This window comes from Klebsiella sp. 141240 (assembly GCF_050600805.1).
GTDB classification, from domain to species: domain Bacteria; phylum Pseudomonadota; class Gammaproteobacteria; order Enterobacterales; family Enterobacteriaceae; genus Klebsiella; species Klebsiella aerogenes.
On record NZ_JAQIRK010000012.1, the window covers coordinates 115,336 to 127,671 of the forward strand.

Annotated in this window: 8 protein-coding genes and 1 pseudogene; 4 read left to right on the forward strand and 5 right to left on the reverse strand. The window is 56.6% G+C overall.

Translation table 11 applies throughout. The annotated features are described in order from the left end of the window. Positions 1 to 30 precede the first annotated feature (30 nt). Together dapE and PGQ95_RS19555 are read right to left on the reverse strand one after the other, a co-directional pair. On the reverse strand, positions 31 to 1,158 hold the full coding sequence (gene dapE, locus PGQ95_RS19550) for a succinyl-diaminopimelate desuccinylase (RefSeq protein ID WP_113374476.1): 1,128 nt from the start codon (positions 1,156 to 1,158) through the stop codon (positions 31 to 33). Between the two features lie 3 nt (positions 1,159 to 1,161). After that, complete coding sequence (locus PGQ95_RS19555) at positions 1,162 to 1,518, reverse strand: ArsC family reductase (RefSeq protein WP_015703145.1); 357 nt, start codon at positions 1,516 to 1,518, stop codon at positions 1,162 to 1,164. A 355-nt stretch (positions 1,519 to 1,873) separates the two neighbouring features. Between PGQ95_RS19555 and ypfM the strand changes: the two genes are divergently transcribed. Beyond that, positions 1,874 to 1,933: a protein YpfM gene (gene ypfM / locus PGQ95_RS19560; protein ID WP_087867655.1), complete on the forward strand. Its 60-nt coding sequence runs from the start codon at positions 1,874 to 1,876 to the stop codon at positions 1,931 to 1,933. 84 nt (positions 1,934 to 2,017) lie between these two features. Here the strand turns inward: ypfM and acrD are convergent, their stop codons facing one another. Further along, positions 2,018 to 5,131 (reverse strand): multidrug efflux RND transporter permease AcrD, encoded by a 3,114-nt coding sequence (gene acrD / locus PGQ95_RS19565; protein WP_308958894.1) that lies wholly within the window; start codon positions 5,129 to 5,131, stop codon positions 2,018 to 2,020. 383 nt (positions 5,132 to 5,514) lie between these two features. On the opposite strand from acrD, the gene aegA reads away from it, so the two are divergent. The 3 genes and pseudogenes from aegA (at position 5,515) to PGQ95_RS19580 (ending at position 9,265) form a co-directional block, all read left to right on the forward strand. Then, positions 5,515 to 7,485 (forward strand): formate-dependent uric acid utilization protein AegA, encoded by a 1,971-nt coding sequence (gene aegA, locus PGQ95_RS19570; protein WP_430919074.1) that lies wholly within the window; start codon positions 5,515 to 5,517, stop codon positions 7,483 to 7,485. Between the two features lie 58 nt (positions 7,486 to 7,543). After that, positions 7,544 to 8,141 (forward strand): annotated as a pseudogene (gene nudK / locus PGQ95_RS19575) (GDP-mannose pyrophosphatase NudK). A gap of 77 nt (positions 8,142 to 8,218) precedes the next feature. Then, complete coding sequence (locus PGQ95_RS19580; protein WP_087858432.1) at positions 8,219 to 9,265, forward strand: DUF1176 domain-containing protein; 1,047 nt, start codon at positions 8,219 to 8,221, stop codon at positions 9,263 to 9,265. On the opposite strand, the gene tkt is transcribed toward PGQ95_RS19580, so the two are convergent. Together tkt and tal are read right to left on the reverse strand one after the other, a co-directional pair. Next, positions 9,255 to 11,249 (reverse strand): transketolase, encoded by a 1,995-nt coding sequence (gene tkt / locus PGQ95_RS19585; RefSeq protein ID WP_113374472.1) that lies wholly within the window; start codon positions 11,247 to 11,249, stop codon positions 9,255 to 9,257. The genes PGQ95_RS19580 and tkt overlap by 11 nt on opposite strands. A gap of 6 nt (positions 11,250 to 11,255) precedes the next feature. Then, on the reverse strand, positions 11,256 to 12,224 hold the full coding sequence (gene tal, locus PGQ95_RS19590; RefSeq protein WP_430919076.1) for a transaldolase: 969 nt from the start codon (positions 12,222 to 12,224) through the stop codon (positions 11,256 to 11,258). Between the last annotated feature and the right edge of the window lie 112 nt (positions 12,225 to 12,336).

The following is a 12,336-nucleotide window of genomic DNA, read 5'->3' on the forward strand; positions in this document are numbered from 1 at the left end:
AGCGGCGCTGCGGGGTAATCGTTATTGTCGTCAGGCGACCAGTTGTTCCATGATGCGTTGATACATCCGCGCCAGCAGCTGCAGGTCGGCGGCGTTGACGCATTCATTAATTTTATGAATGGTCGCATTCACCGGGCCCAGTTCAACTACCTGCGCGCCCATGCGGGCGATAAAGCGTCCGTCAGAGGTACCGCCGGTGGTTAGCAACTGCGGTTTTACTTCATTATAGTGCTCAATGGCGTTCACGACCGCATCGACAAGATTGCCGCGACCGGTCAGGAATGGCTGGCCGGAAAGCCACCATTCGACGGTATAGCGCAGCTGATATTTTTCCAGCAGCGCGATGATGCGCGCCTTGATCATCTCGTCGGTCAGCTCGGTGCTGAAACGGAAGTTGAACTGAACGAACATATCGCCAGGGATGACGTTGTTACTGCCGGTGCCGGACTGCACGTTGGCGATTTGCATGCTGGTTGGCGGGAAGTATTCGTTGCCTTTATCCCATTCGATAGCCACCAGCTCCGCCAGCATCGGCGCCGCGCGGTGTACCGGGTTATCGGCGAGGTGCGGATAAGCGACGTGGCCCTGGACGCCGTGAATCGTCAGGTTACAGGTGAGTGAACCGCGACGGCCGTTTTTCACGACATCGCCAACCACTTCGGTACTCGAGGGTTCGCCGACCAGGCAGTAATCAAGACGCTCGTTACGCGCCATCAGCGCTTCGACCACTTTTACCGTGCCGTGGGTGGCGCTGGCCTCTTCATCAGAGGTGATGAGAAACGCCAGACGGCCTTTGTGATTCGGGTACTGCGCGACAAAGCGCTCGGCGGCGACAACCATCGCCGCCAGCGACCCTTTCATATCCGCCGCGCCGCGGCCAAACAGCATGCCATCGCGGATAGTCGGTTCAAACGGCGGATTGATCCAGCGGTCGGCGTCGCCTGCCGGCACCACATCGGTATGGCCGGCAAAGGCCAGCGTTTCACCCTGTCCACGCCAGGCCCAGAAATTTTGCGTATCGCCGAAGTCCATCGCTTCAACGGTAAAGCCGATCGCCCGCAGGCGTTCAATCATTAACGCCTGGCATCCCGCATCATTGGGGCTAAGGGAAGGGCGGCGAATAAGCTGCTGAGCCAGCTCAATGACCGGGCAAGACATAGACTACACCTCGTTAATAAATTTTTCGTAGTTTGCTTCGCTAAAGCCCAGCAGCATAGGCTGACCGGGCGCGCAGAGCAATGGGCGTTTGATAATTGCCGGCATTTCCAGCATCAACGCCGCCGCCGCATCGGCATTATCGATCCCAGTGCGGACCGATTCATCGAGTTTGCGCCAGGTGGTGCCGCGGGTGTTAAGCAGCGCTTCCCAGCCTAATTCGGCAATAAAGGTATTCAGCAATTCGCGGTCCAGTCCGTCAACACGATAATCGTGGAAGCGATAGTCTATCTGATGGGCTTCCAGCCAGCGGCGGGCCTTTTTAATGGTGTCGCAGTTTTTGATGCCGTACATGGTCAACATAATTAAACCTTCACGTTAAAAGAATATGTTTCTCAGTTTTTTCCGAATATATAAGCTTTGTTAAATAATACGTGAATCGGCAGGATAAATATAACTTTTCAGCCTTGTCTGATTAAAATTTGTTCTTTTTCTCGGCAGACTAAGATAATGAATTACAGGAATTCTGATATTAACAAAATGTTGCGTAATGTTGCTCCATGTCACATTAAATTTACATGAACCGGCTTATGGTAGCCGCAAGCCAGAGTATTCAAGGCTTGTGGCGACAAGAAAAGCGATTAGAGCGATAGATCGGACGAACTTCTCCTGAGCGGGGAAATTATCTAAAATCGCCATAATAATAAGAGAGGCTATTATGATTGAACATGAACTGGGGAACTGGAAAGATTTTATCGAAGATATGCTGCGTAAATAAAATCTGGCTTTGTCGGTACTGAAGACAATGTTTGACCCATGAAAAAGGCGACTGTGACAGTCGCCTTTTCTGTTATTTGACGGTTTATTCCGGCCTCTCTTTCAGCGGGAAGCGGCGGCGTACCAACACGAAGAACAGCGGTACAAAGAAGATGGCCAGCACGGTGGCGGAGATCATGCCGCCCATGACGCCGGTACCAACAGCGTGCTGGCTGCCGGAGCCCGCGCCGGTACTGGTGGCCATTGGTAGCACGCCAAAGATAAACGCCAGTGAGGTCATCAGTATCGGGCGTAGACGCTGGCGGCAGGCCGATAGCGTGGCGGTCAGCAGATCTTCACCTTTCTGGTTGAGTTCGTTGGCGAACTCAACAATCAGGATGGCGTTCTTGGCCGACAGGCCGATGACCGTCAACAGACCTACCTGGAAGTAGACATCGTTTTCCAGGCCGCGCATCCAGGTCGCCAGCAGCGCGCCGATAACCCCCAGCGGCACCACCAGCATCACCGAGAACGGTACCGACCAGCTTTCATATAGCGCCGCCAGACACAGGAAGACCACCAGCAGAGAAATGGCATACAGGGCAGGCGCCTGAGCGCCAGACAAACGCTCCTGATAGGACATCGCTGTCCATTCCAGGCCGAAACCGTTCGGGAGCTGTTTGGCTAACTCTTCCATAATGGTCATGGCGGTTCCGGTGCTGACGCCAGGCGCAGCTTCGCCAACGATCTCGACCGCTGAGTAGCCATTGTAACGTTCGAGGCGCGGCGAACCTGTTTCCCAACGCGAGGTGGCGAAGGCGGAGAACGGTACCATGGTGCCGCTGTTGTTACGCACATACCACAAATTGATATCGTCCGGCAGCATGCGATATTTCGCCGCCGCCTGGACGTAGACCTTCTTCACGCGTCCGCGATCCATAAAGTCGTTTACGTAGCTCGAACCCCAGGCGGTCTGTAGCGTATCGTTAATATCATCAATGGAGACTCCCAGCGCCTGGGCTTTACGCTGGTCGATATCAACCTGTAGCTGCGGGCTGTCGTCCAGGCCGTTGTGGCGCACGCGGGTGAGCTGGTCGTTGTTCGCCGCCAGCTCCAGCAGCTTATCGCGCGCTGACATCAACGCCTCGTGGCCGTTACCAGCGTGGTCTTCAAGCTCCATATCGAAGCCGGCGGAGCTGCCGAGACCGCTGATGGCCGGCGGGCTGCTGGCAAAGACGCGCGCTTCTTTAATTTTGTTGAAAGCCTTGGTCGCGCGCTCAATGATAGCGAATGAGGAGCCAGTGGTTGGGTCGCGTTGGTCCCAGTCTTTCAGGCGCACAAACATACGAGCAACGTTCTGGCCGTTGCCGCCGGGGCCGGAGCCGACGGTTGCAAATACCGACTCGACGTTACTCTTCTCGTTATTGAGGAAATAATCTTCCGCTTTCTGCACCACCTTCAGCGTCTGCTGTTGGGTGGAACCGCTCGGGAGCTGTATCGAGGTGGTGAACATACCGCGGTCTTCCAGCGGCAGGAATGAGGTCGGCAGATGCAGGAACAGCAGCACCATGCCGCCGAGCAGCAGGACATAAATCAAAATCCAGCGCAGCGAGCGGTGGAGAATTTTGCCCACGAAAGTTTCATAGCGGCTGGCGCTGCGGTTGAAGGTGCGGTTAAACCAGCCGAAGAACCCTTTTTGACCATGCACCTCGCCTTTATGAATCGGTTTTAACAGCGTGGCGCACAGCGCCGGGGTGAGGATCATCGCTACCAGCACCGACAGCACCATTGCTGAAACGATGGTAATGGAGAACTGGCGGTAAATGGCGCCGGTGGTGCCGCCGAAGAAGGCCATGGGGACGAATACCGCCGATAGCACCATAGCGATACCGACCAGCGCCCCCTGGATCTGTTTCATCGATTTTCGCGTCGCTTCACGCGGCGAAAGACCTTCTTCGCTCATAATGCGCTCGACGTTTTCAACCACGACGATGGCATCATCGACCAGCAGTCCGATAGCCAGCACCGTCGCGAACATCGTCAGGGTGTTAATACTGTAACCGCAGGCGTAGAGCACCGCGAAGGTGCCCATCAATACTACCGGCACGGCGATGGTCGGGATCAGGGTCGCGCGGAAGTTCTGCAAGAACAAATACATGACCAGGAACACCAGCAGAATCGCCTCCAGCAGCGTTTTCACTACATCGGTAATCGAGGCTTTTACAAAAGAGGTGGTCTCGTAGGCGACTTTATACTGCAGCCCGTGCGGAAAATATTGCGACAGTTCATCAAGACGGGCGATAACGCGCTCGGCGGTGGCCATTTCGTTGGCGCCAGAGGCGAGCTTAATCCCCAGTCCCGAAGCGGCCTGACGATTATAGCGGCTCAGATAATCATATTTTTCTGCGCCCATTTCGACGCTGGCGACGTCGCCCAGCGTGACTTCCGAACCATCCTGATTAACGCGCAGGGTAATATCGCGGAACTGCTGCGGCGTTTGCAGCAGCGATTGCGAGTTGATGGTGGCGTTCAGCGCCTGCTTATCAACCGACGGCGTACCGCCCAACTGGCCGACGGCAATCTGCGCGTTCTGCGATTCGATGGCGTCAGTCACATCTTTCGCCGTCATCTGATAGCTGTTGAGTTTCGCCGGATCGAGCCAGATACGCATTGAGTACTGCGAACCGTAGGCGTCGATATCGCCGACGCCGTTGACGCGGCTTAGAGGATCCTGCACGTTACTGGCGACGTAGTCAGCAATATCCTGCTTATCCATGCTGCCGTCGGTAGAGACAAACGCAAGAGTCAGAATGTTGGTGTCGCCGGTTTTGCGTACCGTTACCCCCTGATTCTGTACCGCCTGCGGCAGTTTTCGCATTGCCGATTGCAGCTGGTTTTGTACCTGCTGCACGGCTTCATCCGGATCGGTACCGGCGGTAAAGCTCAGGGTAACCGTTGCCTGACCGGTGGCGCTACTCTGCGATGACATGTACATGAGGTTATCAAGGCCGGTCATGTTTTGTTCGATAACCTGGGTGACGGTATTCTCCAGCGTTTGCGCCGAGGCGCCGGGATAATTCGCCGTGACTCGGACGTTAGGCGGCGCCAAATCCGGATATTGTTCTACGGGGAGCGACAAAATTGCCAGCGTGCCGGTCAGGACCAACAGAATAGCCAAAACCCAGGCAAAGATGGGGCGATCGATAAAGAAATTCGCCATCGGAATCAGGACCTCATTGTGTACATTTTTTGTTATTGCGCAGCCTGTGATACTTTATAGATAACCCCGCAGGCAATCGTGGAGAAATTAAGGAGATAGTGTAATTTATCATGTGTCTTTTATGAGAGCGTAAAGAAACGTCTGCCGCTCCTCTCTGAATTTATATGCGCTTATCACGTCTTTTCTGTCATTCCGCCAAAGCCGCCTATTATTGCTCAGCTAAATGAAACAAAATTTCATTCAGGTCAATATTTTTGATCTAAACCGGATTCTGGCGAGAAAAGCCGATTTCTGGGCAAATGACCATTGTCCCGCGGTCATGATGTCGGGTAATAAACAGTCATACTAAATGAGGGGTTATTAGCGATAAGCCGGAAGGATGTATGAACCATTTTATTATGAGCGATAGTCGCAAATGCATCGGATGCAGGGGCTGCGAAGTGGCCTGCGTGCTGGCGCATAATGGCGAACAACATGTCTTGACCCCACAGCGCTTTTTGCCGCGCATTAGCGTTATTAAAAACCAGAGCCAGCGTAACGCGGTAACCTGTCGTCACTGTGAAGGCGCGCCCTGCGTGCGTAGCTGCCCTAACGGCGCCATTAGCCAGCAGGATGACAGCGTATTAGTGCATGGAGAAAAATGTATTGGCTGTAAATCCTGCGTGGTGGCTTGCCCCTTTGGCGTGATGCAAATCGTCGTCACGTCAGACGGCAGAGCAACCGCGCATAAATGCGACTTATGCCATGAGCGCGACGCCGGGCCGGCCTGCGTGCAAAATTGTCCGGCGCAGGCATTACAGTTGGCGACCGATTCCGCGTTAAGCGAGATGGCGAAAGCGCGGCGCCTGCGGGCGGCGCGAGCGGATGCGGCGTCATGGCAACATCGGACTTTGACCGCCTTAGCGCCGACTACCGGCGATAAAGCCAGCCAGATGGCGGCCACGCCCGCCCGCGGCGAGGCGGATAAACTGGCGGCTGACGCGCGTAAACAGCACTTTGGCGAAATCTATTTGCCGTTCAGCGCCGCGCAGGCGCAGCGGGAAACGCAACGCTGTCTGAAATGCGGCGATCGCAGCATCTGCGAGTGGACCTGTCCGCTGCATAACCATATTCCGCAGTGGATCGAGCGGGTAAAAGCCGGCGACATCGCCAGCGCCGTTGAGCTTTCCCATCAAACCAATTGCCTGCCGGAAATCACCGGTCGCGTCTGCCCGCAGGATCGTCTGTGCGAGGGGGCCTGCACGCTGCGCGATGAGAGCGGCTCGGTGACGATCGGCAATATCGAACGCTATATCTCCGACCAGGCGCTGGCCGGCGGCTGGCGCCCGGACCTTTCGGCAGTAAAAGCCAGCGGCAAGAAGGTTGCCATCATCGGCGCCGGGCCTGCGGGCCTGGCCTGCGCCGACCTTCTGGCGCGTAGCGGCGTGGCGGCGGTGGTGTTCGATCGCCACCCGGAAATCGGCGGCCTGCTGACTTTCGGCATTCCGCCTTTCAAACTGGATAAATCATTGCTGGCGCGTCGGCGCGAGATTTTCAGCCAGATGGGCATCCGCTTTGAACTGAACTGCGAGGTGGGAAAAGACATCAAACTCGCTCAACTGCTTGCAGATTATGACGCGGTTTTCGTCGGCGCCGGTACCTATCGCTCGATGAAAGCCGATCTGCCCAACGAGGAGGCGCCGGGCGTGTATGAGGCGCTGCCGTTCCTTATTGCCAACACCAAACAGGTGATGGGGCTGGAGGCGCTGGCCGATGAGCCTTATATCGATACCGCCGGGCTGAAGGTTGTCGTGCTGGGGGGCGGCGATACGGCGATGGACTGCGTGCGTACCGCGCTGCGCCACGGCGCGCAACAGGTCACCTGCGCTTATCGTCGTGATGAAGCCAATATGCCGGGGTCGAAAAAAGAGGTCAAAAATGCCCGGGAAGAGGGGGCGAGCTTTGAATTCAATGTTCAGCCGATCACCCTTGAGCTCGGCGAGGACGGCCGGGTCAGCGGCGTGCGTTTTCTGCGCACCCAGCTTGGCGAACCTGACGCACAGGGGCGTCGCAGCCCGTCGCCGATCCCCGGCAGCGAATTTGTCATGCCTGCCGACGCGGTCATTATGGCGTTTGGTTTCCACCCGCATTCGATGCCGTGGCTGGAAGCCGCAGGGGTACAGCTGGATAGCCGCGGGCGGATCAAGGCGAACGTGGAGAGCCGCTATCGTTACCAGACCAGTAATCAGAAGGTCTTCGCCGGCGGCGACGCGGTACGCGGCGCGGATTTGGTGGTGACGGCGATGGCGGAAGGGCGGCATGCCGCGCAGGGGATCATGGACTACCTGGGCGTCGCTTCCGCACTGACGCACTAACGACAAAGCAGGCTCCGCGGCGTAGTATGACCGGGTTATTTCACGCTGCGGAGTTTGCATGTCACTTAATATCCACGTCATTAAAGATAAAATTCTCTCCGAAAACTATTTTCTGCTGCGCAACATGACCTATGAGTTGACGCGCCGCGACGGCAGCGTCGTGCGTCACAAACGCGAAGTGTACGATCGCGGCAACGGCGCCACGGTTCTGCTTTACAACCCCAACAAGCAGAGCGTGGTACTGGTGCGCCAGTTCCGCGTCGCCACCTGGGTTAACGGCAACCCGGATGGCATGCTGATTGAAACCTGCGCCGGACTGCTGGATAACGACGCGCCAGAGGTATGTATCCGCAAGGAGGCGATCGAGGAGACCGGCTATCAGGTCGGCGAGGCGCGCAAGGTCTTCGAACTTTATATGTCGCCCGGCGGCGTGACCGAGCTGATTCACTTTTTTATCGCCGAATACAGCGAAGCGCAGCGCGCTAACCGGGGCGGCGGCGTGGATGATGAAGATATTGAGGTGCTGGAACTGCCGTTCGTCCGGGCGCTGGAGATGGTCGCCAACGGTGAAATCCAGGATGGCAAAGCGGTGATCCTGCTGCAATACCTACAAAATTCCGGCCTGATGTCGCGGGATCTCTGATAAATCTGATTGAGCAAAACCCCGCCAGTGCTGATGATAATGATGAATTAGAAATCACTCTGTCAGTCATACTTCGGGATTGTGCCGCTCATGCTTTATCGGGTTTTAATACTGCTTTTTTTCGGTTTTCTGCCGACATCGTTGGCGTGGGCGGCGCCAGCCCAGCAGCTGTTTGGAGACTGGCTTGTCACCTGCAACAATCAAAATTATTGCGTCACGCGTAATGTCGGGCTGCATCATGGATTGGTGATGACGCTAAGCCGCAGCGCGGGAGCGGCCACTGATGCCGCTTTGCGCATCGAACTTGGCGGCGTTGGTAATCCGGTTGCCGCGCTGGCGGCCATCGGCCCGCGGCTGCAGCTAGATGAAAAACCGCTGCATTTTGACGGTAAACATTGGCAGATTGCCGATAAGCTAATTAAAACCAGCGATAGCGTCAGCATCGACGCTTTCCTGCAGCAGGCCCAGGAGGGGAAAGAAATTACCCTGCAAAACGGTCTGCAAAGTATTTCATTAAAGGGCCTCAAGGCCGCGCTGCTATTTATTGATAATCGGCAAAAGCGGGTCGGCAGCGAAACCGCGTGGGTCGGCAAAGGTGAAGAACCACCGCTCAGCGTACCGCCAGCGCCGGCATTGCGAACCGTCGGCCAGGCGGAAGTGGCGCAATCGCCGCTTAGCCGCGACGAACTTAATGAGCTTATCGATTATGGCAATGAGCGGATGAATGCCAGTCCCTGTTCGCTGGATCCTTTCCGCCGGGAAATCCGCGTCACCGCGCTGACCGATGAGAAAGTTCTGCTGATGACTAGTTGCGAAGCGGGCGCCTACAACACCGTCTGGCTGGCGTGGCTGGTGTCGCGCAAAACGCCGCATCTCTCCCGCCAGGTGCGCCTGGCGCTGCCTTTCCAGCCGCCCGGCAATGCGCCGCGCGATATTGAGTTGATTAACGCCAGCTTTGACGAGCAGCGTCATGAACTGGTGACCTTCGATAAAGGCCGCGCGCCGGGTGATTGCGGGATCCAAACCCGCTGGCGTTATGACGGCCAGCGGTTCAATTTGACCCGCTACGCTCAGCAACCGCAGTGCGATAACTGGCAGGGCCCAGACGCCTGGCCCACACTATGGATCACCCGTTAAGCACTTTGCGGCTGACTTCGACAATATGTTCAGCGGTAAAGCCGAAGAACGGGAACAGCTTGTCGGCGGGCGCCGATTCCCCGTAGCGGGTCATACCAACAATTGCGCCTTTCAGGCCGACATATTTATACCAGTAGTCGGCAATACCGGCTTCGATAGCGACGCGGGCGCTAACATCGGAAGGCAGCACCGACTCGCGCCAGGCCTCATCCTGAGCATCGAAAACGTCGGTGGAAGGCAGCGACACCACCCGCACGTTTACGCCGCTGGCCAGCAGCGTCTCCGCCGCCTGAACGGTAATCTCGACTTCCGAACCGGTGGCGATAAGGATGAGATCCGGCTTGCCGCCCGCATCCTTCAGAACGTAACCGCCGCGCGCAATTTCCTGCACCTGTTCCGGCGTACGGGCCATTTGAGCCAGATTCTGTCGCGAAAGGATTAACGCGGTAGGGCCGTCATTGCGCTCGATGGCCGCCTGCCAGGCGACGGCGGTTTCCACCTGATCGCACGGCCGCCAGGTACTAAAATTGGGCGTCAGCCGCAGGCTTGCCAGTTGCTCCACCGCCTGATGCGTTGGGCCGTCTTCGCCAAGGCCGATTGAATCATGGGTGTAGACCATAATCTGGTGCGCTTTCATCAGCGCCGCCATGCGCGCGGCGTTGCGCGCGTATTCGACGAACATCAGGAAAGTCGAGGTATAGGGAATAAAACCGCCGTGCAGGGCGATGCCGTTAGCTACCGCGGTCATACCGAATTCGCGTACGCCGTAGTGGATATAATTACCCGCCTGATCCTCTTTGATCGACTTAGAGCCGGACCAGATCGTCAGGTTACTGGGCGCCAGGTCGGCGGAACCACCGAGCAGCTCAGGCAAATCCGGGCCGTAGGCGTTAAGCGCATTTTGCGAAGCCTTACGGCTGGCGATTTTCGCCGGTTCCGACTGTAGCTTCGCCACATAATCGTGGGCCGTTTTTTGCCAGTCAGCCGGGAGCTCACCTTCCATGCGGCGTTTCAGTTCAGCCGCCAGTTCTGGATACTGCTGCTGGTAAGCGGCGAATTTTTCATTCCACGCATGTTCTGCTTTCTCGCCGCGCGGTCGCGCATCCCAGCCCTGATAAATTTCTTTCGGAATTTCAAACGGCGGATATTTCCAGCCCAGCTGTTCGCGGGCCAGCGCGACCTCTTTTTCCCCCAATGCCGCGCCGTGCGACTCTTCGGAACCGGCTTTATTCGGTGAACCAAAGCCAATTATGGTGCGGCAAATAATCAGCGAGGGTTTGTCTGTTACCGCCTGCGCTTGCTGGATTGCCTGCTTCACCGCCTGCGGATCGTGACCGTCGATATCACCAATCACGTGCCAGTGGTAGGCGCGAAAGCGCTCGGCGGTATCGTCGGTGAACCAGCCTTCAACGTGGCCGTCAATAGAGATACCGTTGTGATCGTAGAACCCGATCAGCTTGCCTAACCCCAGGGTGCCCGCCAGCGAACTGGCCTCGTGTGAAATCCCCTCCATCAGACAGCCATCGCCCATAAACACCCAAGTGTAGTGATCGACGATGTCGTGGCCGGGACGGTTAAACTGCGCCGCCAGCGTGCGTTCGGCGATAGCCATCCCGACGGCGTTAGCCAGCCCCTGGCCGAGCGGCCCGGTGGTGGTTTCCACGCCGGGGGTATAGCCATGTTCCGGGTGGCCCGGCGTTTTCGAATGCAGCTGGCGGAAGTTTTTCAGCTCATTCATCGGCAGATCGTAGCCGGTCAAATGCAGCAGGCTATACAGCAGCATCGAAGCATGGCCGTTAGACAAAATGAAACGATCGCGATCGTACCAGTGCGGATTTACCGGGTTGTGCTTGAGAAAATCGTTCCACAGCACTTCGGCGATATCCGCCATCCCCATCGGAGCGCCGGGGTGACCGGAATTGGCTTTCTGGACGGCGTCCATGCTCAGGGCGCGAATGGCGTTAGCAAGCTCTCTTCGGGACATAGTCGTTTACTCCGTGACAAAGGATGACAGTTTTGCTGCTAGCAGATCTTCCAGTTTGCGTTGATCGACGGCGAACTGGCGAATACCTTCCGCCAGCTTTTCTACCGCCATCGGATCCTGGTTATGCTCCCAGCGGAATTCCGCTTCGCTTAGCGGAACCGGGCGCGGAAGTATCTGATGAGCGGGGATGAGTTTGCGTATTACCGGCGCGTCGCTGGCCTGCAGCTCTTGTAACAAGGCCGGGGAGATGGTGAGGCGGTCGCAGCCGACCAGCGCGAGGATTTGTTCGGTACGGCGGAAGCTGGCGCCCATCACGATGGTGTTGTACTTATGAAGTTTGAAATAGTCGTAGATATTGCGCACCGATTTCACCCCCGGGTCTTCATCAACCACGTAAGGCTCTAACGGCTGACGCGCCTGATACCAGTCGTAAATACGCCCGACGAAGGGCGAAATCAGAAACACGCCGGCTTCGGCGCAGGCGCGAGCCTGGGCGAATGAGAACAACAGCGTCAGGTTGCAGTGGATCCCTTCTTTTTCCAGCACCTCCGCGGCGCGGATCCCCTCCCAGGTGGAGGCCAGTTTGATCAGGATCCGCGACTTATCGATCCCCATTTCCTGATAGAGAGTGACCAGATGGCGCGCTTTCTCGATACTTTTTTCACGATTGAAGGAGAGACGGGCATCGACTTCGGTGGAGACGCGCCCTGGGATGCTTTTGAGTATTTCCGCACCAAAATTGACCGCCAGTTTATCGCAGGCATTGGCGACCTGCGTCTCGCGGTTGCCGCCCTGTTTTGCAGCCCAGGCGAGGGCATCATCGATAAGCCCGGCGTAGTTTTCCAGTCCGGCAGCCTTTAAGAGCAGCGAAGGATTGGTGGTGGCATCTTCCGGCTGATAGTGGCGGATAGATTCAATGTCGCCGCTGTCGGCGACCACGGTGGTGAACTGTTTGATACTGTCTAGCTGATTCATTAAAAAGTACTCCTGGAACAATAAGTTGCATGAGTTCTTGTCGTTATGCGGTAGAGATGGTGATGAGGTACATAACTAAAAAGCATAGCAGACGGGGCTATCATTGACCGTG